At 60.3% G+C, this 23,349-nt stretch carries 21 protein-coding genes and 1 pseudogene; 9 read left to right on the plus strand and 13 right to left on the minus strand.

The features are described from left to right. On the plus strand, positions 1–216 hold the full coding sequence (locus E4O97_RS19315) for a ribosome modulation factor (protein ID WP_002553055.1): 216 nt from the start codon (positions 1–3) through the stop codon (positions 214–216). A 127-nt stretch (positions 217–343) separates the two neighbouring features. Here E4O97_RS19315 and E4O97_RS19320 read toward each other — a convergent pair whose 3' ends face one another. The 5 genes and pseudogenes from E4O97_RS19320 to E4O97_RS19340 form a co-directional block, all read right to left on the minus strand. Further along, positions 344–1,363 carry a quinone-dependent dihydroorotate dehydrogenase gene (locus E4O97_RS19320; RefSeq protein ID WP_248091966.1) on the minus strand — a complete coding sequence of 340 codons (1,020 nt, stop codon included), beginning with the start codon at positions 1,361–1,363 and terminating at the stop codon, positions 344–346. A gap of 80 nt (positions 1,364–1,443) precedes the next feature. Further along, positions 1,444–1,905 carry a transglycosylase SLT domain-containing protein gene (locus E4O97_RS19325; RefSeq protein WP_279309750.1) on the minus strand — a complete coding sequence of 154 codons (462 nt, stop codon included), beginning with the start codon at positions 1,903–1,905 and terminating at the stop codon, positions 1,444–1,446. Next, a complete protein-coding gene (locus tag E4O97_RS19330; protein ID WP_032879928.1) occupies positions 1,898–2,281 on the minus strand; it encodes a winged helix-turn-helix domain-containing protein in 384 nt (127 codons plus the stop codon). Before E4O97_RS19330 ends, E4O97_RS19325 begins: the two co-directional genes overlap by 8 nt. 165 nt (positions 2,282–2,446) lie before the next feature. After that, the gene (locus E4O97_RS19335; RefSeq protein WP_005790352.1) at positions 2,447–2,662 is read right to left on the minus strand and encodes a FliM/FliN family flagellar motor switch protein; all 216 of its coding nucleotides are present in this window, start codon (positions 2,660–2,662) and stop codon (positions 2,447–2,449) included. Positions 2,663–2,815: 153 nt separating this feature from the next. Continuing rightward, a pseudogene (locus tag E4O97_RS19340) lies at positions 2,816–3,565 on the minus strand (secretin N-terminal domain-containing protein); the annotation flags it as partial. Positions 3,566–3,835: 270 nt separating this feature from the next. Between E4O97_RS19340 and E4O97_RS19345 the strand changes: the two are divergent. The 8 genes from E4O97_RS19345 (at position 3,836) to cobA (ending at position 15,111) form a co-directional block, all read left to right on the plus strand. Beyond that, positions 3,836–5,035, plus strand: a complete 1,200-nt coding sequence (locus E4O97_RS19345; protein ID WP_248161983.1) for a CmpA/NrtA family ABC transporter substrate-binding protein — start codon at positions 3,836–3,838, stop codon at positions 5,033–5,035. 13 nt (positions 5,036–5,048) lie between these two features. Then, positions 5,049–5,624 (plus strand): ANTAR domain-containing protein, encoded by a 576-nt coding sequence (locus E4O97_RS19350; RefSeq protein WP_005790358.1) that lies wholly within the window; start codon positions 5,049–5,051, stop codon positions 5,622–5,624. Positions 5,625–5,769: 145 nt separating this feature from the next. Then, positions 5,770–6,981, plus strand: a complete 1,212-nt coding sequence (locus E4O97_RS19355) for a nitrate/nitrite transporter (protein ID WP_078822055.1) — start codon at positions 5,770–5,772, stop codon at positions 6,979–6,981. Further along, positions 6,981–8,648 (plus strand): bifunctional protein-serine/threonine kinase/phosphatase, encoded by a 1,668-nt coding sequence (locus E4O97_RS19360; protein ID WP_248161985.1) that lies wholly within the window; start codon positions 6,981–6,983, stop codon positions 8,646–8,648. Before E4O97_RS19355 ends, E4O97_RS19360 begins: the two co-directional genes overlap by 1 nt. 233 nt (positions 8,649–8,881) lie before the next feature. Next, positions 8,882–11,335 carry a nitrite reductase large subunit NirB gene (gene nirB, locus E4O97_RS19365; RefSeq protein ID WP_032879922.1) on the plus strand — a complete coding sequence of 818 codons (2,454 nt, stop codon included), beginning with the start codon at positions 8,882–8,884 and terminating at the stop codon, positions 11,333–11,335. Continuing rightward, the gene (gene nirD / locus E4O97_RS19370; protein ID WP_005790365.1) at positions 11,332–11,649 is read left to right on the plus strand and encodes a nitrite reductase small subunit NirD; all 318 of its coding nucleotides are present in this window, start codon (positions 11,332–11,334) and stop codon (positions 11,647–11,649) included. The genes nirB and nirD overlap by 4 nt, the downstream gene beginning before the upstream one ends. Beyond that, positions 11,649–14,357 carry a nitrate reductase gene (locus E4O97_RS19375; RefSeq protein WP_248161988.1) on the plus strand — a complete coding sequence of 903 codons (2,709 nt, stop codon included), beginning with the start codon at positions 11,649–11,651 and terminating at the stop codon, positions 14,355–14,357. Before nirD ends, E4O97_RS19375 begins: the two co-directional genes overlap by 1 nt. A gap of 10 nt (positions 14,358–14,367) precedes the next feature. Continuing rightward, positions 14,368–15,111, plus strand: coding sequence for a uroporphyrinogen-III C-methyltransferase (gene cobA / locus E4O97_RS19380; RefSeq protein WP_032879920.1), 744 nt, complete (start codon positions 14,368–14,370; stop codon positions 15,109–15,111). A gap of 60 nt (positions 15,112–15,171) precedes the next feature. On the opposite strand, the gene E4O97_RS19385 is transcribed toward cobA, so the two are convergent. From E4O97_RS19385 to ppsA, 8 genes are all read right to left on the minus strand, one after another. After that, positions 15,172–16,152 carry an OmpA family protein gene (locus tag E4O97_RS19385; protein ID WP_005790371.1) on the minus strand — a complete coding sequence of 327 codons (981 nt, stop codon included), beginning with the start codon at positions 16,150–16,152 and terminating at the stop codon, positions 15,172–15,174. 107 nt (positions 16,153–16,259) lie between these two features. Next, positions 16,260–16,850 (minus strand): RNA polymerase sigma factor SigX, encoded by a 591-nt coding sequence (sigX, locus tag E4O97_RS19390; protein ID WP_003193286.1) that lies wholly within the window; start codon positions 16,848–16,850, stop codon positions 16,260–16,262. A gap of 87 nt (positions 16,851–16,937) precedes the next feature. Then, positions 16,938–17,762, minus strand: a complete 825-nt coding sequence (locus E4O97_RS19395; RefSeq protein WP_003193288.1) for a mechanosensitive ion channel domain-containing protein — start codon at positions 17,760–17,762, stop codon at positions 16,938–16,940. A 2-nt stretch (positions 17,763–17,764) separates the two neighbouring features. Then, a complete protein-coding gene (locus E4O97_RS19400) occupies positions 17,765–18,010 on the minus strand; it encodes a hypothetical protein (RefSeq protein ID WP_005790375.1) in 246 nt (81 codons plus the stop codon). Between the two features lie 86 nt (positions 18,011–18,096). Further along, a complete protein-coding gene (locus E4O97_RS19405) occupies positions 18,097–19,092 on the minus strand; it encodes a zinc transporter ZntB (RefSeq protein ID WP_005790378.1) in 996 nt (331 codons plus the stop codon). A 15-nt stretch (positions 19,093–19,107) separates the two neighbouring features. Then, entirely contained in the window at positions 19,108–19,599 is a 492-nt protein-coding gene (gene rraA / locus E4O97_RS19410) for a ribonuclease E activity regulator RraA (RefSeq protein ID WP_005790380.1), read from the minus strand. Between the two features lie 229 nt (positions 19,600–19,828). Then, positions 19,829–20,818 carry an alpha/beta fold hydrolase gene (locus E4O97_RS19415; protein WP_032879918.1) on the minus strand — a complete coding sequence of 330 codons (990 nt, stop codon included), beginning with the start codon at positions 20,816–20,818 and terminating at the stop codon, positions 19,829–19,831. 106 nt (positions 20,819–20,924) lie between these two features. After that, positions 20,925–23,300: a phosphoenolpyruvate synthase gene (ppsA, locus tag E4O97_RS19420; RefSeq protein WP_005790384.1), complete on the minus strand. Its 2,376-nt coding sequence runs from the start codon at positions 23,298–23,300 to the stop codon at positions 20,925–20,927. Positions 23,301–23,349 lie beyond the last annotated feature (49 nt).

Below are 23,349 nucleotides of genomic sequence, written 5' to 3' on the forward strand. Positions count from 1 at the left end.
ATGAGAAGACTTAAGCGTGATCCGTTGGAAAGAGCATTTTTACGCGGATATCAATATGGCGTTCATGGAAAATCCCGTGAGCTTTGCCCATTTACTCTACCGTCGGTACGCCAAGCCTGGATCAACGGCTGGCGAGAAGGACGCGGCGACAATTGGGACGGTATGACTGGCACTGCGGGCATCCACAGACTCAACGAACTTCACGCCGTCGGCTAATCAGGGGCATTTTATTCCGACACACATCTTTGAATGAGTAACGACTTAACCACGCGCGCCCCATCCGGGCGGCGGGCTTCGGCCCAGGGGCTCCTTTATGGAGCCCTTTTTATTGCCTGGCAGATTGTCAGCGCAGGGCAGCGATGGCATCCACCGACTCGCGAATCAACGCCGGCCCCTTATAGATAAAGCCGGAGTACAACTGCACCAGGCTGGCGCCAGCCGCGATCTTCTCGGCCGCGTGCTTGCCTTCGGTAATACCGCCCACCGCGATGATCGGCAAACGCCCGGCCAACTCGGCCGCCAGCACCTTGACGATATGGGTGCTCTTGTCCCGTACCGGCGCGCCGGACAGGCCGCCCGCCTCGTCGCCATGTGCCAGCCCCTCGACGCCCACGCGGCTGAGGGTGGTGTTGGTCGCAATCACTGCGTCCATGCCCGCATCCATCAGGGCCTGGGCCACCAGTACGGTTTCTTCATCGCTCATGTCCGGGGCGATCTTGATTGCCAGGGGTACACGCTTGCCATGACGCACGGCCAAGTCTTCCTGACGCTGGCGCAAGGCTTCGAGCAGTTGTTTGAGGGAGTCACCGAATTGCAGGCTACGCAGGCCCGGGGTATTGGGCGAGCTGACGTTGACGGTGACGTAGCTGGCGTGGGCGTAAACCTTGTCCAGGCAGATCAGGTAATCGTCCACTGCACGCTCTACCGGCGTGTCAAAGTTCTTGCCGATATTGATCCCGAGGATGCCTGTGTATTTTGCCGCTTGAACCCGCGATAACAGGTGATCGACGCCGAGGTTGTTGAAACCCATGCGATTGATGATCGCCTCTGCGTCCGGCAGGCGGAAAATGCGTGGCTTGGGATTTCCCGGCTGTGGCCGTGGCGTCACGGTGCCGATTTCAACGAAGCCGAACCCCAACTGTGCAAACCCGTCGATGGCCGCGCCGTTTTTGTCCAGGCCGGCTGCCAGGCCGACCGGATTGGGAAAATCCAGGCCCATCACCGACACCGGCACTTTCGCCGCAGCCTTGCATACCAGGCCATTGAGCCCCAGGCGGCCACCGGCACCGATCAAGTCCAGGGACAGATCGTGGGAGGTTTCCGGGGAGAGTTTGAACAACAGCTGGCGGGCCAAGGTATACATGGGCGGGCTAGACTCGGATGGCGGCAAAAGGTGACGCGATTATAGCCGGGGTGGCGGGCCTCATGCGAGGCGTGCTGCGCTCATCGGCGCTGAGCAATCAACGCCTGATAACGCACCCAGATCCTTTCGGCGTAGCGCTGGCGCAACGCCTCACGCTGCGAGCCAGGGCCCGGTCCAACATTGTAGGAACCCACCGCCATCCAGTTGTAGCCGAAACGCTGAATAAACTCGGCCAGAATCGAGGCACCGACTTGCACCGACAAACAAGGTTCGCTCAACAACCGCTCCTCGGTAATGCCCTGTTTGAGCAAACGCGGCAGGTGGATGCTGTTGATCTGCATCAAGCCGATATCACGCGTGCCATTGCGGTTGGCGTAGTTGATCGCCTGCGCACGCGAACCCGATTCGACATCAGCGATAGCCTGCAACAGTTCCGGTTCGAGATCGTACCGGCTGGCCGCCTCGTCCCAGCAATAGGCCAGTACCTGGTGACTGCCCATCAGCCCACTGAGCAGCAGTACCACGCTCCAAACCTTAAGCATTGCTGGCCTGGCCACACACAGAGCACACATGCACGACACCCCGTGGTGGTTCCCCCACCCGCACCGGGCACGTAAAGCGATACCCCTTGCCATAAATCGTCTTGATAAACCCTTTGTCGGCCCTCAAATGTTTGCGCAGGGAATAGATACAGCGCGTCAGTGACTCATCGGCCACCTCTCCCCGGGGCCAGGCCAGCTCCAGCAGGCGATCCTTGGTCATCAGCGTGCCACCGGAGGCCAGCAACAATCGCAGCACATGCCACTCCTTGGGCGGCAACTGAATATCCGCATCGCCGCCTGTCAACCGGCCATCGCCATGCAAGGTCCAGCGAGCGAAGACCAGGGAGGTCGTCGATTCATCAATCACGACGGCCATACGCACCTCTGCTTTTTACTACTGACATTCACATCCTTAGTTTCCGTACCGGCTCACCTGCCAATGTCACGACTATAAAAAACCGGCCTACGGCTCGCGCTAGGACAAAGCCCATTCGGGCGCCCTTTTTTGGAAACTTTCGGTCAGACAATTCTCCTGACGCACTTATTGGGGTAGCCATTCCTGATACGTCTCCTGCAACTCAACCCCCAGCCGATCCTCCAGTTGCACCAGCTCACCCAACGCCATCAGTTGCCCATTGACCCGTACCTCCACACATCGAGTCGCCCCTGGATCCAGAGGCAGCACCTTCCCCGGTGCGAACGCAGCCAAACGCTTGCGGCTGATCAATTGCTCCTGCAGCAGTATTTCCAGGTGCATGGACAAACGCCTTTTTCATGGGGAAAACTCACGATCGGTGCGCAGGAACGCACGCTGCACACGCTCATGTTGTGCTGTGCTCAATTGCGCAGGCGCGGGAGGTGGCGGTAATGGGTCAGGGCCTGACGAAACGTCATCCTGGACCGTGGCGCTATCCAGCTCCGCCACCAGTTTTTCGATAAGACTCACCTGGGCAGGCTGGCCCTTGATCAACAAACTGTTGGTATCCGAATAGGCCACCAACACCAGGCTACCGTCTGCCAATTGACCTTTCTGCTCAGGGGATAGCCGGGCTTCGATCATGGCAGCCATACCCGGTACGCGGACCTTATTGGCACCCTCTCCTTGCTGGCGGTCCTGAACAGCTGCATTGATCACCTGGACAACGCCGAATGCCGTTGCGCCTTCGGGCTGCTTGCGGCGTGGCTGGTCCATCAGGCTGGCCAGCCGCAAGACATGATCGACATAGCTCGGTGGCCCGTAAACGTAGAACGTACGTGCCCCGCTCTCACGCAATGGGTAGCGCGGCTCATCCAGCCCCGCACGCCGCATGATGCCGCGCAGCCGATTGACTGAGATATGCCGCAGCACGACCGCAGAACTACGCACCTCATCGGCGGTGTAGAGATGCACCACTTGCCCGCTGCGGTGCCAGATCAGGTCTTGCTGCTCAGCGAGGGTTTCCAGGACCCGTTGCGGCGCTGCAAAGTCGAAGGTTCCGCTGATGCGCCTGCGCGCCACCGCACGGCTGGTGACCACAGGCAGGCCCAATGGCCCCGACAGCGCGGTAAAGAAAGTATGCAAACTTTCATCCTGTGCCTGGTACGCCTGGCCCCAGGCTGCGCGGCTACCCAGCAACAGGGCGGCACACAGTAACCCGCAGTGCAGCCAGCGGCAGTTCATGGGGTTCGGGGAATCAGTGTGCACCGTGGGTATTCCTGGGCGATCTGGCCTGAAGAAGCGGCCATACTGCGAGGCGCAAGAGGTTCAATCATGATGGAAAGTTGACGGCAGACTGCACCACGCCCCCGTGGCATGTGCCTTGCTTCGCACTTTGTATCAGGCCCGCACCAAAGGCGGCGCGGGCCTACGGACAAAGGCGTCGTTACCCGGCAATGGCCTGTCACGCCAAGCCGGGAAACGACGCTTTTTTTTCAGAAAAGGCAGGTATTGATGAACGATCCGCTGGCTTGGGTAAACGGCAGCGATGCCCCGGAAAAGAGCAGCCTTGACCTGGGGTTCATGGCCCTGACCGATTGCGCGTCGCTGGTGGTCGCTGCCACCCAGGGCTTCGCCCAGCCCTACGGCCTCACACTGAACCTCAAGCGCCAATCATCCTGGGCCAACCTGCGGGACAAGCTAGTCAGTGGCGAGCTGGACGCCGCCCACGGGCTGTACGGGCTGATCTATGCCGTGCATCTGGGCATCGGCGGCGTTGCGCCTACCGACATGGCCGTACTGATGGGCCTCAACCAGAACGGCCAGAGCATCAACCTGTCCCACGGCCTGCAACATCAGGGAGTGGTCACTCCTGAAGCGCTGGAACGCCACGTGCACCAAAGCCGGACAAAACTGACCTTCGCCCAGACATTTCCCACGGGTACCCACGCCATGTGGTTGTATTACTGGCTGGCAAGCCAAGGCATTCATCCATTGCAGGATGTGAACAGCGTGGTGGTACCGCCGCCGCAAATGGTGGCGCACCTGCAGGCCGGACGCATCGACGGTTTTTGTGTCGGCGAGCCTTGGAGTGCCAGTGCAGTGCAACATCATCAAGGCTTTACTCTGGCGACCACCCAGGCAATCTGGCCCAATCATCCGGAAAAGGTCCTGGGCTGCACCCAGGCGTTCGTCGACGCGTTTCCCAATACCGCCCGCCTATTGGTCATGGCGATCCTCGAGGCCAGCCGGTTTATCGAACAGAGCATTGAAAACCGCCGTTCCACCGCGCAGTTGCTCAGCGCTCGCGACTACCTCGACGCCCCGTTGGACTGCATCGAGCCGCGTCTGCTGGGTCATTACGAGGACGGCTTGGGTAACCAGTGGCAGGATCCCCATGCTTTGCGCTTTTTCGCCGGTGGCGAGGTGAATTTGCCCTACCTCAGCGACGGCATGTGGTTCATGACCCAGTTCCGGCGTTGGGGCTTGTTGCGTGAAGACCCTGACTACCTCGACGTCGCCTGCCAGGTCCAGCAATTGGCGCTGTATCGCCAGGCCGCCGATGCGCTGGGCCTCAGCGTTGGCGACGCGCCGATGCGCAGCAGCCAATTGATCGACGGCAAAATCTGGGACGGCTCCGACCCCGCCGGTTACGCCCGCAGCTTCCGCCTCAATGCCCTGGGCGATGACAACCACCGTCAAGCGCTGCGCTGACAGGAGCTCAATGATGCTACGAATCCTGTTGATCAATGACACCCCGCGCAAGGTCGGGCGCCTCAAGGCCGCCCTGACCGAAGCCGGCTTCGAGGTGATCGATGAATCCGGCCTGACCATCGACCTGCCCGCACGCGTCGAAACAGTGCGCCCGGACGTGATCCTGATCGATACCGAGTCACCCGGCCGCGATGTGATGGAGCAAGTGGTGTTGGTCAGCCGCGACCAGCCCCGGCCTATCGTGATGTTTACCGATGAGCATGACCCGAATGTGATGCGCCAGGCAATCAAGTCCGGCGTCAGTGCCTATATCGTCGAAGGCATTCAGGCCCAACGCCTGCAACCGATCCTTGATGTGGCCATGGCCCGCTTCGAGAGTGACCAGGCCCTGCGCGCGCAGTTGCAGGCCCGCGACCTGCAATTGGCCGAACGTAAACGCATCGAGTTGGCCAAGGGCCTGCTGATGAAAATGAAGAGCTGTAATGAAGAAGAGGCGTACACCCTGATGCGCCGTCAGGCCATGAGTCGCCAGCAGAAACTGATCCAGGTGGCAGAGCAGATTATTGCCATGAGCGAGTTGCTCGGCTGATCTGGCTCAGCTCTTGCTAAAGAATCCTCACAGGTAACCAACGGCGGTTGCCCCTCCACGACAAAGACGTCGCCCACCCGGTTTGCCCTCGCGAACCCGGTGGCGGCGTTTTTTCGTTTCAGACCCCCAACCGTTGAGGTGCGTGATGAAATCAAGCTTCTGGAAATCCGGGCATACCCCGACCCTGTTTGCCGCGTTCCTGTATTTCGACCTGAGTTTCATGGTCTGGTACCTGTTGGGCCCGCTGGCGGTGCAAATTGCCGCCGACCTGCACCTGACCACCCAGCAGCGCGGCCTGGTGGTGGCCACGCCGATCCTGGCGGGCGCGGTCCTGCGTTTTCTGATGGGCATGTTGGCCGACAAGCTGTCACCCAAGACCGCTGGGCTGATAGGCCAAGTGATTGTGATCGTGGCGCTGTTCTGCGCCTGGAAGCTGGGGATCCACAGTTACGAGCAAGCCTTGCTGCTGGGCGTGTTTCTGGGCATGGCCGGTGCCTCCTTTGCCGTGGCTCTGCCCCTGGCATCGCAGTGGTATCCCGCAGAGCACCAGGGCAAGGCCATGGGCATCGCCGGTGCCGGTAATTCCGGCACCGTATTTGCCGCCTTGCTGGCACCGGTGCTGGCGGCTGCGTTCGGCTGGAGCAATGTGTTCGGCTTTGCGCTGATTCCGCTGGTCCTTACCCTGATCGTATTCGCCTGGCTCGCACGCAACGCGCCACAACGTCCGAAAGCCAAGTCCATGGCCGACTACTTCAAGGCCCTGGGCGACCGCGACAGCTGGTGGTTCATGTTCTTCTACAGCGTGACCTTTGGTGGCTTCATCGGCCTGGCCAGCGCCCTGCCCGGCTACTTCAACGACCAATACGGCCTGAGCCCGGTGACCGCCGGTTACTACACCGCGGCCTGCGTGTTCGGTGGCAGCCTGATGCGCCCGCTGGGCGGCGCCCTGGCCGACCGTTTTGGCGGGATCAAGACCCTGCTCGGCATGTACAGCGTGGCGGTGATCTGTATTGCCGCAGTGGGTTTCAACCTGCCCAGCTCCTACGCGGCGCTGGCGCTTTTCGTCTGCACCATGCTCGGCCTGGGTGCCGGAAATGGCGCGGTATTCCAATTGGTGCCGCAGCGTTTTCGCAGTGAGATCGGCGTAATGACCGGCTTGATCGGCATGGCCGGTGGCATCGGCGGCTTCGCCCTCGCCGCCGGCATGGGCGCGATCAAACAGAGCACCGGCAGTTACCAGTTGGCGCTGTGGTTGTTCGCCAGCCTCGGAGTGCTGGCCTGGTTTGGCCTGCATGGCGTCAAGCGCCGCTGGAGAACCACCTGGGGCTCGGCTGCGGTCACCGCTGCCCGCGTCTGATGAGCCTTCGACTGAGCGTCGCCCAGGCCAGCGCCATTGGCCCACGCAGTGAAAACCAGGATGCGCTGCGGGTGGTCACACCGATGGCGGAACTGGCGGCGAGCAAAGGCTACCTGTGCGCATTGGCCGATGGCGTCAGCCAATGCGCCGACGGTGGCTTGGCCGCGCGCTCGACCTTGCAGGCGCTGGCGCTGGACTACTACGCCACGCCGCAGACCTGGGGGGTGGCCCAGGCGCTCGAACGTCTGTTGGTCGCGCAAAATCGCTGGCTGCAAGCCAACGGTGGTGGGCAACCGTTGCTCACCACCCTCAGCGCCCTAGTGTTTCGCGGCCAACGCTTCACGCTGGCCCATGTCGGTGATTGCCGTGCATATCGCTGGTTCGACGGCGAGTTGCAACGCCTCAGCGAAGACCATGTGTGGGAACAGCCGGGTATGCAGCACGTACTCAAACGCGCCCTTGGCCTGGATCAGCACCTGGTGCTGGACTTCCTCGACGGCCAATTGCGCGAGGGCGAATGTTTCCTCTTGCTCAGCGACGGGGTGTGGGCGACGTTGGGCGATCACAGCATTGGCGCGATTCTGCGTGAGCAAGACGACCTCGACCTGGCCGTCAGCACCCTGGTCAGCGCCGCCCACCTGGCCGGCAGCCAAGACAACGCCAGCGCCTTGCTGGTGCGCATCGACCAACTCGGCGCCGCCACCCTCGGCGACGCCTTGGTGCAGTTGCAGCAATGGCCAACGCCGCCGCCGCTGAAGGTTGGGCAGATCTTTGAAGGCTGGGAGGTGCAAAGCGTGCTGGCGCAGAGTCGGCAATCGTTGCTGTACCGCGTGCACGATGCGCAGCGGCAACCCTGGCTGCTCAAGACCTTGCCCTTGCGCCACGATGACACCGACGCCGCCCAAGCCTTGTTATCGGAGGAATGGTTTCTGCGCCGCGTCGCTGGCCGTGCCTTTCCGGAGGTGCATGCCGCCAGTGGTCGTCAGCATTTGTACTACGTGATGCGCGAATACCCCGGGCAGACCCTCGCCCAGCTGTTTCAACAACAAGGCCCGCTGCCGCTGGCGCAATGGCAGTCAATCGCCGAACGCTTGCTGCGCGCCGTGGGCCTGCTGCATCGCCGACAGATTCTGCACCGCGACATCAAGCCGGAAAACCTGCTGCTGGGCGATGACGGGGAACTGCGGGTGCTGGACTTTGGCCTGGCCTACTGCCCTGGCCTTTCTGAAGACCGTGCCCACTTACTGCCCGGCACCCCGAGTTTTATCGCACCCGAAGCTTTCGGTGGCGAGCATCCTACTGCGCAACAGGATTTGTATAGTGTCGGTGTGACCTTGTATTACCTGCTGACTGGGCATTACCCCTACGGCGAAATCGAAGCCTTCCAACGCCCGCGTTTCAACCAGCCTGTCAGCGCCAGCCGCTATCGCCCCGACCTGCCGGATTGGTTGCCCCACAGCCTGGAGCGCGCCGTGGCCGCCCTGCCCGCACAGCGCTATGAAACTGCCGAAGAATGGCTGCTGGTACTGGAACAGGCTGACCGCCGCGAACTGAGCGTACGGCCACGGCCGCTGCTGGAGCGCGAGCCGCTGAAGGTCTGGCAAACCCTGGCAGTGGCCTCACTGTTGATCAATCTGGTGCTGCTGTACTGGCTGCTGCACCACTAACGAGCAAAATCCACCTCTCTCCTGTTTAAACGCCCAATAAAACTGGGGGTATGCAACTTGGCACAGCTGCTGCATTAGGTCTTCCAACAACCCACATATAGCCGCCCCTTCAACGTCGAAGGGTCGAGCTTCCCGAGAGAACGGGACCAGGACAAAGGCGTCCTCGCTAGCTGACTAGCGGGGACGCCTTTTTTTGTTTGCGCATGATTTGTCGAGCCATTGCGGAGAACGACATGAAAAAACTCAAACTGGTGATGATCGGCAACGGCATGGCCGGGGTTCGCACCCTTGAAGAATTGCTCAAGCTGAGCAGCGAGCTGTACGACATCACCGTATTCGGCGCCGAGCCCCACACCAACTACAACCGCATCCTGCTGTCGCCGGTGCTGGCCGGTGAGCAAACCTTCGAAGAGATCGTGCTCAACGACCTCGACTGGTACCTGGATAACAACGTCAAGCTACTGCTCAACCGCAAGGTGGTGCAGATCGACCGGGTCAAGCGCAAAGTCATCGCCGAAGACGGCACCGAGGCCGAGTACGATCGCCTGCTGATCGCCACCGGTTCTACGCCGTTTATCCTGCCGATTCCCGGCAACACCTTGCAGGGCGTGATTGGCTACCGCGACATTGCCGATACCCAGGCGATGATCGACACCGCCAAGACCCACAAGCACGCGGTGGTGATCGGTGGTGGCCTGCTCGGCCTGGAAGCGGCCAACGGCCTGATGCTGCGCGGTATGCACGTGACGGTGGTGCATCTCGGTGAATGGCTGCTGGAACGCCAACTGGACAAGACCAGCGGCCAGTTGCTGCAAACCGAACTGGAAAGCCGTGGCCTGGTGTTTCGCCTGTGCGAGCAAACCCAGGCCTTGCATGATGCCGGTAATGGTCGCGTCGGCTCGGTGCAATTCAAAAATGGCGACATCATCCCCGCCGACCTGGTGGTGATGGCCGCCGGTATCCGCCCCAACACCGAACTGGCGGAGAAGTCCGGCATCCCCTGCAACCGTGGGATCCTGGTCAACGACACGATGCAAACCTACGACCCGCGCATCTACGCGATCGGCGAATGCGCCAGCCATCGCGGGATCGCCTATGGCCTGGTGGCGCCGCTGTTCGAACAAGCCAAGGTCTGCGCCAACCACTTGGCCCAACTGGGCTTTGCCACTTACAAAGGCTCGGTGACCTCGACCAAGCTGAAGGTGACCGGCATCGACCTCTTTTCTGCCGGCGACTTCATGGGCGGTGAAGGCACCGAGACCATCACCCTCTCCGACCCGATCGGCGGCGTATACAAGAAGCTGGTAATCAAGGACGACATCCTGGTCGGTGCGTGCCTGTACGGCGATACCGCGGATGGTGGTTGGTACTTCCGCCAGATCCGTGAGAACCATGCAATTGGCGAGATCCGCGATCACCTGATGTTCGGTGAGAACGCCTTGGGCGATGTGGGCCATCAAGGCCAGGACAAAGCCATGAGCATGGCCGACAGCGCCGAAGTCTGCGGCTGCAACGGCGTGTGCAAAGGCACCATCGTCAAGGCAATCCAGGAACAAGGGCTGTTCAGCGTCGATGAGGTGAAAAAACACACCAAGGCCGCCAGCTCCTGCGGTTCCTGTGCCGGGCTGGTTGAGCAGATCCTGATCAACACCGTGGGCGGCGCGGCTGACGTCAAACCCAAAAGCGAAAAGGCCATCTGTGGGTGCAGCGACCTTAATCACGGGCAGATCCGTCAGGCTATCCGCGAGCAGCACTTGCTGACTATCGACAGCACCATGCGCTACCTGAACTGGCGTACCCCCAATGGCTGCGCCACCTGCCGCCCCGCTCTCAACTACTACCTGATTTCAACCTGGCCGGGCGAGGCCAAGGACGACCCGCAATCACGACTGATCAACGAACGGGCCCACGCCAATATTCAGAAAGACGGCACCTACTCTGTAGTCCCACGGATGTGGGGCGGCGTGACCAATCCTTCGGAGCTGCGCCGCATCGCCGATGTGGCCGACAAGTACAACGTGCCGATGGTGAAAGTCACCGGCGGCCAGCGCATCGACTTGCTCGGCATCAAGAAGCAGGACTTGCCAGGGGTGTGGAAGGACCTGGACATGCCGTCCGGCCATGCCTACGGCAAATCCATCCGCACCGTGAAAACCTGCGTGGGCAGCGAGTTCTGCCGTTTCGGCACGCAGAATTCCACCCAACTGGGCATCGAACTGGAGCATGACCTGTTCAATATGTGGTCACCGCACAAGGTCAAGCTGGCGGTGTCCGGTTGCCCACGCAACTGTTCGGAAGCGGGCATCAAGGACGTGGGAATTATCGGTGTCGACTCCGGTTGGGAGATGTATATCGGTGGCAACGGCGGCATCAAGACCGAAGTCGCGGAGTTTTTCGTCAAGCTCAAGACCGCCGATGAAGTGCGCGAATACAACGGCGCATTTCTGCAGCTGTACCGCGAAGAAGCGTTCTACCTGGAACGCACGGTGCACTACCTGCAACGGGTGGGCATGGAGCACATCAAGAAGGCCGTTCTGGAAGACCCGGCCCGCCGCCAGGCGCTCAATGAGCGTTTGCAGTTCTCGCTGTCATTCGAACAGGACCCGTGGAAGGAACGCCTGGAACAGCCGCTGCTGAAAAAGGAGTTCGACGTTATCCCGGTCAAACAACTGGAGGTGTCGCTATGAACTGGCTGGATATCTGCGCCCTTGATGAAATCAATACCCTGGGCTCGCGCATCATCAGTGGGCCCAAAGGCGACATCGCGATTTTTCGTACCAGTGACGACGAAGTCTTCGCCCTTGACGACCGTTGCCCGCACAAGGGCGGCCCGCTCTCCCAAGGCTTAATCTATGGCAAGCGCGTCGCCTGCCCGCTGCACAACTGGCAGATTGACCTGGCGTCCGGCGAAGCCCAGGCGCCGGATATCGGCTGCGCCCACCATCATCAGGCCCGGGTAGAAAACGGCCGGGTGATGCTGGCCCTGCGGGACGCGGGTTGATGAACCGCCAGACCACCGCGTCCACCTGCTGTTATTGCGGCGTGGGCTGCGGCGTGCTGATCGAGCATGACGGCGAGCAGATCCTGGGGGTACAAGGCGATCCGAGCCATCCGGCCAACTTCGGCAAATTGTGCAGCAAAGGCGCCAGCCTGCACCTGACCGGCGACGTGAGCGCACGCGCCCTGTATCCGGAGTTGCGCCTGGGCAAAGGTTTGGCCCGTACCCGTACCGACTGGGACACCGCCCTGGATCACGCCGCCAACGTGTTCGCCGAGACCATCGCCGAGCACGGCCCGGACAGCGTGGCGTTCTATATCTCGGGGCAACTATTGACCGAGGATTACTACAGCTTCAACAAGCTGGCCCGGGCGTTGGTAGGCACCAACAATATCGACAGCAATTCTCGGCTGTGCATGTCATCGGCGGTGGTCGGCTACAAACGCAGCCTGGGCGCCGATGCGCCGCCATGCAGTTATGAAGACCTGGAAAACAGCGACTGCGTGATGATCGTCGGCAGTAATATGGCCTACGCCCACCCGGTATTGTTCCGACGCCTGGAGCAGGCCAAAGCGCAGCGCCCGCAGATGAAAGTACTGGTAATTGATCCTCGGCGTACAGACACCTGCGATTTGGCTGACCTGCACCTGGCAATCTTGCCGGGGACGGACGTGGCGTTGTTTCACGGGATTTTGCATTTGCTGCTGTGGGAAGACTGGATTGATCGTGCGTTCATCCAGGCCCACACCGATGGCTTGGCCGAGCTCAAACGCCTGGTGCATGACTACACGCCGCAGATGGTCACGCAGTTGTGCGGGATCAGCGTCGAACAGTTGCGCCTGTGTGCGCAGTGGGTCGGCACCTCCAGCAGCTTTTTGTCGCTATGGTGCATGGGCCTCAACCAATCCACTGCCGGCAGCGCAAAAAACAGCGCGTTGATCAACCTGCACTTGGCCACGGGCACCATTGGCAGGCCGGGGTGCGGGCCGTTTTCCCTGACCGGTCAACCGAATGCCATGGGCGGTCGCGAAACCGGCAGCCTGTCCAACCTGCTGCCGGGCCACCGCGAGGCGTCCAACCCGGCACATCGCGCTGAAGTGGCCACCTATTGGGGTGTGGAGCAACTGCCTGCACCCGCCGGCCTTACCGCGATCGAACTGTTTGAACAGATGCAGGCAGGCAAGATCAAGGCCCTGTGGATCGCCTGCACCAACCCTGCACAATCCTTGCCCGACCAGAACGCCGTGCGTGCGGCCTTGGCGGCGTGCCCGTTCGTGGTGTTGCAGGAGGCTTTTCGCACCACCGAAACCGCCACTTATGCCGACCTGCTGTTGCCTGCCGCCAGTTGGGGCGAAAAAGACGGCACGGTCACCAATTCCGAGCGGCGTATTTCCCACGTACGCCGCGCCATCAGCCCACCGGGAGAGGCGCGGGCGGACTGGGCAATTACCGTAGATTTCGCACAGCGCCTGGAGCGTCGCCTACGGCCAGGGTTGCCCAGCCTGTTCGCCTTTGCACAGCCGGCGCAGCTGTTTGACGAGTTCAAGGGGCTCACTCAAGGGCGTGACCTCGACTTGTCCGGTATCAGCCATGGCCTGCTCGACCAACTCGGCCCGCAGCAATGGCCGTTTCCCACAGGCGCACAGACAGGCACAGCGCGCCTGTATAGCGATGGCATCTTCCCCACCGACAATGGCCGGGCGCGGTTTGTGGCCGCCCCTTACCGCGCGGCCAAGGAACAACGGGACGCGCGCTTCCCCCTGACCTTGATCACCGGCCGTCTGCGTGACCAGTGGCACGGTATGAGCCGCACCGGCACGGCCGCACAGTTGTTCGGGCATGTCAGTGAAGCGCTGTTGAGCCTGCACCCGGACGAGCTTCGCCGCCACCGCCTCCAGGAAGGTGACCTGGTCAGCCTGAAAAGCCGTCGCGGCAGCGTGATCGTCGCTGTCAGCAGCGATGACAGCGTACGGCCCGGCCATGCATTTCTGCCGATGCATTGGGGCGACCGCTTTCTCAAGGGCGGCGTCAATGTGATCACCCAACCGGCGTTTGACCCACTGTCCAAACAGCCTGAACTCAAGCACAGCGGGGTGCGTCTGGAAGCCGTGCAACTGCCGTGGCAGCTGTTCGCGTTGATCGAGGGCAATGTGCAGCAGCATTTCGAAGCGCTGCGCCCGCTGTGTGAGGAATTTGCCTACGTCAGCCTGAGCCTGGCCGGCCGTGAACGCCCTGCGTTGCTGGTACGGGCAGCCCATACCGAGGCGCCGGACCTGCATTTGTTGACTCGGATTGACCACTTGCTGGGCCTGAACGACGGTCCGGTCATGGCCTACGACGACCCGCGCCGCTCGATCGGCAAGCGCGTGAAAATCGAAAAAGGACGTATCACCGCCCTGCGCCTGGCCGGCGAAACCCTGGCCCGCCACTGGTTGCAAAGCCTGTGGCTGGAAGGCCGCGCCGACGAACAACTGCGACGCTGGCTGTTGGCACCTTTAAGCGCGCCACCCGGTGCCGCAACGGCCAGCAACAAGATTGTGTGCAACTGCAAGAACGTCAGCGAAAACGCCGTGTGTGCGGGCGTTGGACGTGGCCTGGACCTGGATGGACTTAAACGGGAACTGGGTTGCGGCACCCAATGCGGCTCCTGCGTGCCGGAAATCAAACGTCTTTTGGCCAGCAAACCGCAGCCAATCGCCATCAGTGTGTAAGGGGAACAACATGAGCGCAAAAGTGTGGCTGGTAGGCGCTGGGCCCGGTGATCCGGAGTTGCTGACCCTCAAGGCAGTCAGAGCCCTGCATGAAGCGGACGTGGTGCTGATTGATGACCTGGTCAACCCGGCCGTGCTCGAACACTGCGGCGATGCACGCGTGATTACCGTCGGTAAACGCGGTGGCTGCCGCTCCACGCCCCAGGATTTTATCCATCGCCTGATGCTGCGTTATGCCCGCCAGGGCAAATGCGTGGTGCGGCTCAAGGGCGGCGACCCGTGCATTTTTGGTCGCGGTGGCGAAGAGGCGCTGTGGCTGCGCGAACGTGGCATTGAGGTGGAGTTGGTCAACGGCATCACGTCGGGGTTAGCCGGGGCGACGAGCTGCGATATTCCCCTGACGTTACGCGGTGTGAGCCGTGGGGTGACGCTGGTCACTGCTCATACTCAGGACGACAGCGCGTTGAACTGGCGCGCACTGGCGGAAAGTGGAACCACACTGGTGGTGTACATGGGCGTGGCGAAGCTGGAGGAGATTCGTCAGCAGTTGCTCGAAGGCGGCATGGCCCCGGACATGCCCGTGGCGATGATCGAAAATGCTTCGCTGCCCCAGCAGCGCGAATGCCGCAGTGATCTGGCGCGGATGCATGAGGATGCGCAAGCGTTCGCCCTGAAAAGCCCGGCTATCCTGGTGATTGGTAGCGTTGCTGGTGCTGCGCAGGCGGCTTGCCTGGCGACGGCGGCCAGTGCCTGAGGCAAATTCCAGGCGAAAAAAACCCGGCCTAAGCCGGGTTTTTTTGTAAAGCCAGGCTAATTACTTAGCGGTGGCTTCAACAGCTGCTTCTACGCGACGGTTAACAGCGCGGCCAGCTTCAGTTGCGTTGTCAGCAACTGGGCGGGACTCACCGTAACCAACGGAAGTGATGCGGCTAGGAGCTACGCCATCTTTAACCAGGACTTGCTTAACAGCGTCAGCACGACGCTGGGACAGCTTCTGGTTGTAAGCGTCTGGACCGACGGAGTCAGTGTGACCAGCAACTTCTACGTTGGTGTCTGGGTACTGAGCCATGAAGTCGGCCAGGTTTTTCACGTCGCCGTAGCTGTTAGGCTTAACAACCGACTTGTCGAAGTCGAACTTAACGTCCAGCTCAACACGAACAACCTGAGCAACCGGAGCTTCTGGCTCTGGAACTGGCTCTGGAGCTGGTGCTGGGGTAGGAGCTGGAGCAGCTGCGCCAGCGTTACCGCCGAAGTTCACGCCCAGGCCAACCAGTGCGGAGTAGTCCCACTTGCCGTTGTCCAGACCGTAGTCAGCTTCAACACCAGCACGAGCGTACAGGTTGTTGGTGAAGTAGTACTTCACGCCAGTACCGATGGTGGCGAAAGTGGTCTGGTCGCGACCGCTGTGGCCGTCAGCCTTGACGTTGGTACGGCTCTGGTGGCCGAAACCGCCTTCAACGTATGGACGCAGGCTATCAACGCCAGCCTGACCGAAGTGGTACTGAGCAACGAGGCTGCCAGTGTCACCTTTGATCTTCTGGTTGCCAGTGCCGTCGTTCGAACGGGTGTGGTTGGTCTTGTCGTACGACAGATTCAACGACAGATCGTCGGTCAGGAAGTAACCAATGCGAGCGCCTGGGTTGAAGCCGTCTTCGATGTGCTTAACGCTATCGTTGTACTGCTTCTTGTAGAACAGCTCGCCTTCAACTGCGCCTTGGCCTTGTGCCAGAACGCCGAAAGAAGTAGCGGCAATAAGAGAACCAATGGCCAAGCCCAAGGTGTTTTTCAGTTTCATCCGTTAAATCCCCATCTGGTGATTGTAAAGCAGTCCCACAAACCGGGGGACAACTCGGCGACAAGTCTAACAGAACTTGCCTACACGTAAGAGATATTTGCTACGCACTAAGTTTCAGTCTCGCCCGCAAATTTCTCACGTAATTTATCAAGAGCACGTTTGTACCGCATTTTTGTAGCACTCAAGCCCATATGCATGATGTCAGCGATTTCCTGGAATTCCAGCTCTGCGACAAAGCGAAGCACCAGAATTTCCCGGTCAATCGGGTTCACATGCACCAACCAGCGATCAAGTCCGCCCTTCTCCTCGGGTGCCGGCGCCTTTTCTTCAGACGCCTCCTCAAGGGGGTCCAGACTCAAAGCGTCCATCAAGCGACGCTTTCGCCGTTCCTTCCGATACTGCGTGATGCACTCGTTGTACGTGATGCTGTACAGCCAGGTCTTGAACTTCGATTTGCCCTCGAAGTTCTTCAGGCCATATAGCACCTTGAGCATCACTTCCTGACAGACATCGTCCGCGTCTCTATCGTTCCCCAAATACCTTGAACAAACGTTGAACAGAGTGCGTTGATACCTGCGCATCAATTCTTCGTACGCGCGTGTTACGTGAAACAGCTCCGTGTGCGAGCGCGCGACCAACTCCTCATCAGAGAGCTCACGGGGGTCATAGCGCGTGGACAGCGTTTGGGCTTTATTCAAAACAAGTCGTGCCGGCAGTCAGGTCAATGTCCGTTGCAACCCGGTCACCCGGGTTTGCGGCGGCGTACATTAGCAGGGTTTGCCGGATTAGCGGCTACTGACCTGCTGCTCCAGGAGAATCCGGTTGGACAGCGAAACCAGTTCTCCGTCATCGGTCAGCACTGTCGTCTTGACCGTACCGATCTCCTCGATCTGCCCTTCAACCTCGCCCACACGCACTTGTTGCCCAACCTGATATAGCTCACGCACATAGATTCCCGCAAGAATCTGACCGGCAATTTCCCGGCTTCCCAAACCCATGGCCAGTGCAACGGCCAGACCAACGGTAATCAAAACAATCACAATGACGTGGTTCAGCAGGTCAGTCTTGACCTCCAACTGGCTGATCGCGACGGAAATACTGATGATGATCACCAGCCCCTGTGCGATTCGCCCCAAGCCTGCCGCGTAGTCCAACCCCACGCCTTCAGCGGCCCCGCGCACCAGCCCATTGGCCAATTGCGCGAGTAAAACACCTACCAGCAACACCAGCGCGCCGCCGAAAACTTTCGGCAAATACAGTGCCAGCATGTCGAGCGTAGCTGAAACTCGCTCAAGTCCAAGGGATTGCGCTGCAGAAACCAGAAAAATAAGTAGAACAAACCAGTAGACGATCTTGCCGATCAAGGTAGAAATCGGCACCTGCAGCCCGGCGCGACCCAGCAATTTGGTCAAACCGGTGCCGGCCATCAGGCGATCCAGCCCGAGTTTGGCGAGCAGCTTGGACAACAGGGTGTCGAGCAACTTGGCCACGACAAAGCCCAGCAACACCAGGACCAGGGCACCAAACAGGTTGGGAATGAAATTCGCAACCTTGGTCCACAATGCGGTCATCGCGGTGACCAGGCTCTGGGTCCAGAGATCAAGTTCCATATTCAATCAGCCTTATCAGCAGTGCGAGCAAGAGGTTTACGGCGCGAAACCGGTGACACATGGGCCGAACCGTTGTTCAGGGCCATCATCAATGCCGGCAACCAACGCCCGAGCAGCCCGAACAGATCACCCGCACCGACCTGACGGTTGGCGGTTTTCAATACGCGACCCAGGCAAGCATCGTCATCACGGTTGGATGGCGAAGCATTGAGCATGTCACGCAAAGACTGTTCGAACGGATCGTGCATAGAGACCTCTCGCAAGTGAATTAAAAGACGAGGGTAAAATTCATCGGGTCACATCGACCCTTTCCTACGTTCAGGTCATATTCAGCTCAAACCCATCGTAATCGTCGAAATAGCCACCATTGTCCCAGGGCCACCGAGACCATCAACAGGCACGCAATCATGAATCCGTAGGGGCTCTCGGAGAACGGAATGCCACCCACATTTATACCGAGCAAACCGGTGAGAAAACTCATCGGCAAGAAGATCCCGGTGATGATCCCGAAGCGATACATGGTGCGGTTCATGCGCAGGCTCAAGCGCCGGTCTTCGGCCTCAAGCACAAGCCCCACGCGCTCTCTGGCCAGTTCCAGCTCTTCCAGGTAACGGGTCAGACTGTTGTGCAACTCGTTCCAATAGTCAGCATCGTCATCGCAGAACCATGCCAATTTTATTCGCGTCAGCTGGGCAAAAATATCCCGCTGTGGTGCCAAAAACCGCTTGAGCCCGGCCGCGCGCCGACGGATCTGCAAAACGCTGCCGTGCTCTGGGGTATACCGTTCGTCGGCATCGAGTTTTTCTTCCTCGGAATCGACGATTTCTGACAACCCTGTAACCAGATCCTGCACTTTATTGGTCAGGTACTGAGCCATATAAAGTATGAGTTCAGACGCCGTTTTTGGGCCTTTGCCGTCCGCCAGTTGCACCAATAGCTCATCGGTGGCGCGCAACGGGCGCAAACGCAGGGAGATCACACGATTGGCGGCGGCGAAGATACGCACCGAAACCATGTCCTCCGGCTCTGCCCCGGGGTTGAGATTGATCCCGCGCAGAAACAACAGCAATTCGGCGTCGGGCAACGGCAACAACCGTGGGCGGGTGTTCTCCTCCAGCAGCAGGTCGCAGGCAAATTCGCTCAGGCCGCTGGATTTGCGCAGCCAGGTCTGGGTCTGGGGATGGCTGCGATCCCAATGCAGCCACAGGCTTTCCTGGGGTTGCAACTGCAGATCGTCGAGCTCAGTCCGGGCAATCGAACGCGCACCGCCTTTACCATCCAGCACCAGGGCATGTACCAGCCCCCATTGCGCGTTCTCTTCCTCGAACATCCAGACTCCTTGGGTTTATTCAGGCATTTTCAGCGGGCTGGGCGACACGATCACGCCGTTATTGTCGGCGTAGATGTACTCACCCGGACGGAACGTCACACCCGCGAACGTCACAACGACGTTCAGGTCACCGAGGCCACGCTTGTCGGTTTTCATCGGGTGGGAGGCCAGTGCCTGCACACCCAAGTCGGTCTGGGCGAGAACATCCACATCCCGGACGCAACCATAGATCACCAGCCCTTCCCAGCCATTTTTCGCAGCTTTATCGGCAATCAGATCGCCCAGCAACGCGCGGCGCAGTGAGCCTCCGCCGTCAACGACCATCACTTTGCCAGCGCCCGGCTGGTCAGCCTGTTCCTTTACCAGGGAATTATCTTCGAAGCATTTGATGGTGACGATCTCACCCCCAAAAGAATCTCGGCCACCGAAGTTGCTGAACATCGGCTCCACTACCTGCACCAGTTCCGGGTAGGCGTCACACAGGTCGGGGGTCACGTAATGGTTCATCGAGAAGCTCCTGTCGTCAAAGAAGAGATCGAACATCCACGGTGTACATCAGAAAAACGCGCCGCGACAGGCATTCTTTAAGTGCCTGCCAGTGGTGAGCCGCCATGATCGGACCCGCATCAGCGCAACGCAATACACGTTGCGCGACTGAATATGACCAGAAGCGCCCAGCGCGTCATATCTTAGCCGCAACCACTCAAGAGTGAAACGCCCTTGGTAGAGCGTTTGCTCAAACTGCTGCGGCCACTTGGGGTCGAGTCCCGAATAATGGTGTCAGTGGGTCGTTCAACCACCGTTCCACCAATGGCCATACTTCGGCCTGCGCGGCTTTGCTGACCAGCATCTGCACATGCCCGAAGTCCTCGCTGAAACCCTGCTCGCGCCCCAGGCACAGATACTGGCGATGCTCGCTGCCGACCTGCTCGAAGAGCTTGCGACACGCCCAGTCCGGGTCTTGCCGATCGCCCGCCGCGCTGACCGCGAGCAACGGCACATCGATCTGCGCCAAGCCCTTCCACCAGTCACATTCGGCATCGCCGAAGCGGCCGAACAGGCCATTCCAGCGCATCGCTTCGATCATCACTCCCGCCGGCTCATCCTCGGGGCCGCGCTTGAAGCGTGGGCCAGACACATGGGCAAGGCGCTTGAGGATCAACCGAGTACCCCACTCCACGGGTGGAATTTTCAACGGCCAATGGGTGCGGCTGACCTGGCAGCCGAACAATGCCACCGAAGCCACCTCAGGCGCCCCCAAATGTTGCCCGCCCAGGGCCGCAGCCAAGGTCGTGGCACCGAGGGAATGCCCGATCCAGTGCGGGACCTGCCCGCTTTGCTCACGCACAAAGGCCCCCATGGCCGGCAAATCGTAGCGGGCGTAATCGGCGACGCGGTTTCTGGCGTACTCATGGTTGCGCTTGGACAGCCCATGGCCGCGCATTTCCGGGATCCACACATCAAAACCCCGGCGCGCCAGGTAAGCGCCCAGGCCGATCCCCTTGGGCGAGTACCAGAAGCGCCGATTGGAAAAGCTGCCATGCAATAAAATAATCGGCGTGCCCCGGTTTTCCGGGACATCGGCCAGGCCCAAACGGGTAACCGCCAGCTCGACGGTGCCATCAGGGCTATTGCCGGGCTTGAGCCGGTAGACGTCTTCACTCAGGTCGCCACGACGTTCAGCGCTGATCAAGGCGACGGGAAACAGGTTGCTGCTGCTTTGCATAATGCTCTTGCACAAAAAAGGGCGGCGTCCGCAAGGAGTTCCCGCCCAGTACAGATAAGAATGCCGGTCACCCTCACGAGTGACCGGCACTTTTGACGTTGCGACTTTAAGCGGACGCTTGGCCTTCCGCCAGGAAGAACCAGGTTTCCAGCACAGAGTCCGGGTTCAGCGAGACGCTTTCGATGCCCTGCTCCATCAGCCATTTGGCCAGGTCAGGGTGGTCGGAAGGGCCTTGGCCACAGATACCAATGTACTTGCCGGCCTTGTTACACGCCTGGATGGCATTGGCCAGCAGCTTTTTGACCGCTGGGTTACGCTCGTCGAACAGGTGAGCGATGATCCCGGAGTCGCGGTCCAGGCCCAGGGTCAGCTGGGTCAGGTCGTTGGAGCCGATGGAGAAACCGTCGAAGAACTCCAGGAACTCTTCGGCGAGGATGGCGTTGGACGGCAATTCGCACATCATGATCACGCGCAAGCCGTTCTCGCCACGGGTCAAGCCGTTTTCGGCCAGCAGGTCGACCACTTGGCTTGCTTCGCCCAAGGTGCGTACGAACGGCACCATGATCTCGACGTTGGTCAGGCCCATCTCGTTGCGCACGCGCTTGAGGGCACGGCACTCAAGCTCGAAGCAGTCGCGGAACGCTTCGCTGATGTAACGCGAGGCGCCACGGAAGCCCAGCATCGGGTTTTCCTCTTCCGGCTCGTAGAGCTTGCCGCCGATCAGGTTGGCGTACTCGTTGGACTTGAAGTCCGACAGGCGCACGATGACCTTTTTCGGGTAGAACGCCGCGGCCAGCGTACTGATGCCTTCCACCAGCTTCTCGACATAGAAGCCTACCGGGTCGTTGTAGCCGGCGATGCGCTTGTCGACGCTTTCCTTGATATCCAGCGGCAGGCCGTCATAGTTCAACAAGGCCTTGGGGTGCACGCCGATCATGCGATTGATGATGAATTCCAGGCGGGCCAGGCCCACACCGGCGTTCGGCAACTGCGCGAAATCGAAGGCGCGGTCCGGGTTGCCGACGTTCATCATGATCTTGAACGGCAGGTCCGGCATGGCGTCGATGGAGTTTTGCTTGATGTCGAAGCCCAGTTCACCTTCAAAGATGAAACCGGTATCGCCTTCGGCGCAGGACACGGTGACACCCTGGCCCTCCTTGAGCAGTTGGGTGGCGTTGCCGCAACCGACTACCGCCGGGATCCCCAGTTCACGGGCGATGATCGCCGCGTGGCAAGTACGCCCGCCTCGGTTGGTGACGATGGCGCTGGCGCGCTTCATCACCGGCTCCCAGTCCGGGTCGGTCATGTCGGAAACCAGCACGTCGCCGGGCTGGACCTTGTCCATTTCCGACACGTCCTTGATGATCCGCACCTTGCCAGCACCGATGCGCTGACCAATGGCACGGCCTTCCACCAGTACGGTGCCGGTTTCCTTGAGCAGGTAACGCTCCATGACATTGGCCGAAGTGCGGCTCTTCACGGTTTCCGGACGCGCTTGCACGATATATAGCTTGCCGTCGTCACCGTCCTTGGCCCACTCGATGTCCATCGGGCACTTGTAGTGCTTCTCGATGATCATCGCCTGTTTGGCCAGTTCGCTGACTTCAGCATCGGTCAGGCAGAAACGCGCGCGCTCGGCCTTGTCGACGTCAACGGTTTTCACCGAGCGACCGGCCTTGGCTTCGTCGCCGTAGATCATCTTGATCGCCTTGCTGCCCAGGTTGCGGCGCAGGATGGCCGGGCGTCCGGCCTCAAGGGTGTGCTTGTGCACGTAGAATTCGTCAGGGTTGACCGCGCCTTGTACGACGGTTTCGCCCAGGCCGTAGGCACCGGTAATGAATACCACATCACGGAAGCCCGACTCAGTGTCCAGGGTGAACATCACGCCAGCAGTGCCGGTTTCCGAACGCACCATGCGCTGCACACCAGCAGACAAGGCCACCAGCTTGTGGTCGAAACCCTGGTGTACACGGTAGGAAATAGCGCGGTCGTTGAACAGCGAGGCGAATACTTCCTTGGCCGCGCGAATGACGTTTTCCACGCCACGGATATTCAGGAAGGTTTCCTGCTGGCCGGCAAAGGAAGCGTCCGGCAAGTCTTCGGCGGTGGCCGAGGAGCGCACGGCGACGGCCATGTCCGGGTTGCCGGCGGACAGGGTGGCGAAGGCGGTGCGAATTTCTTCGTTGAGCTTCTCGGGGAACTCGGCTTCCATGATCCACTGACGGATCTGGGCGCCGGTCTTGGCCAGGGCGTTGACGTCGTCGACGTCCAAGGCATCCAGCGCGGCGTGGATCTGGGCGTTGAGGCCGCTCAGCTCGAGGAAGTCGCGGTAAGCCTGGGCCGTGGTGGCGAAACCACCGGGCACCGAGACACCAGCGCCTGCAAGATTACTGATCATCTCGCCGAGGGATGCGTTCTTGCCCCCCACATGCTCTACATCATGGACGCCGAGCTTATCGAGGGAAACTACGTACTCTACCAAGGTGATCTCTCCACTTTCTGTGTTGGAAAAGCTCAGGACGCGGGTTGCT

The sequence above is a fragment of the Pseudomonas sp. W15Feb34 genome (assembly GCF_023127765.1).
Lineage (GTDB): Bacteria > Pseudomonadota > Gammaproteobacteria > Pseudomonadales > Pseudomonadaceae > Aquipseudomonas > Aquipseudomonas synxantha_A.

Bases quoted from the DNA above. Each gene is read 5' to 3' on its own strand.
- E4O97_RS19315 (WP_002553055.1), top strand. From the start codon at position 1: ATGAGAAGACTTAAGCGTGATCCGTTGGAAAGAGCATTTTTACGCGGA.
- E4O97_RS19320 (WP_248091966.1), bottom strand. From the start codon at position 1,363: ATGTATACCTTGGCCCGCCAGCTGTTGTTCAAACTCTCCCCGGAAACC.
- E4O97_RS19325 (WP_279309750.1), bottom strand. From the start codon at position 1,905: ATGCTTAAGGTTTGGAGCGTGGTACTGCTGCTCAGTGGGCTGATGGGC.
- E4O97_RS19330 (WP_032879928.1), bottom strand. From the start codon at position 2,281: ATGGCCGTCGTGATTGATGAATCGACGACCTCCCTGGTCTTCGCTCGC.
- E4O97_RS19335 (WP_005790352.1), bottom strand. From the start codon at position 2,662: ATGCACCTGGAAATACTGCTGCAGGAGCAATTGATCAGCCGCAAGCGT.
- E4O97_RS19345 (WP_248161983.1), top strand. From the start codon at position 3,836: ATGAACGATCCGCTGGCTTGGGTAAACGGCAGCGATGCCCCGGAAAAG.
- E4O97_RS19350 (WP_005790358.1), top strand. From the start codon at position 5,049: ATGCTACGAATCCTGTTGATCAATGACACCCCGCGCAAGGTCGGGCGC.
- E4O97_RS19355 (WP_078822055.1), top strand. From the start codon at position 5,770: ATGAAATCAAGCTTCTGGAAATCCGGGCATACCCCGACCCTGTTTGCC.
- E4O97_RS19360 (WP_248161985.1), top strand. From the start codon at position 6,981: ATGAGCCTTCGACTGAGCGTCGCCCAGGCCAGCGCCATTGGCCCACGC.
- nirB (WP_032879922.1), top strand. From the start codon at position 8,882: ATGAAAAAACTCAAACTGGTGATGATCGGCAACGGCATGGCCGGGGTT.
- nirD (WP_005790365.1), top strand. From the start codon at position 11,332: ATGAACTGGCTGGATATCTGCGCCCTTGATGAAATCAATACCCTGGGC.
- E4O97_RS19375 (WP_248161988.1), top strand. From the start codon at position 11,649: ATGAACCGCCAGACCACCGCGTCCACCTGCTGTTATTGCGGCGTGGGC.
- cobA (WP_032879920.1), top strand. From the start codon at position 14,368: ATGAGCGCAAAAGTGTGGCTGGTAGGCGCTGGGCCCGGTGATCCGGAG.
- E4O97_RS19385 (WP_005790371.1), bottom strand. From the start codon at position 16,152: ATGAAACTGAAAAACACCTTGGGCTTGGCCATTGGTTCTCTTATTGCC.
- E4O97_RS19395 (WP_003193288.1), bottom strand. From the start codon at position 17,762: ATGGAACTTGATCTCTGGACCCAGAGCCTGGTCACCGCGATGACCGCA.
- E4O97_RS19400 (WP_005790375.1), bottom strand. From the start codon at position 18,010: ATGCACGATCCGTTCGAACAGTCTTTGCGTGACATGCTCAATGCTTCG.
- E4O97_RS19405 (WP_005790378.1), bottom strand. From the start codon at position 19,092: ATGTTCGAGGAAGAGAACGCGCAATGGGGGCTGGTACATGCCCTGGTG.
- rraA (WP_005790380.1), bottom strand. From the start codon at position 19,599: ATGAACCATTACGTGACCCCCGACCTGTGTGACGCCTACCCGGAACTG.
- E4O97_RS19415 (WP_032879918.1), bottom strand. From the start codon at position 20,818: ATGCAAAGCAGCAGCAACCTGTTTCCCGTCGCCTTGATCAGCGCTGAA.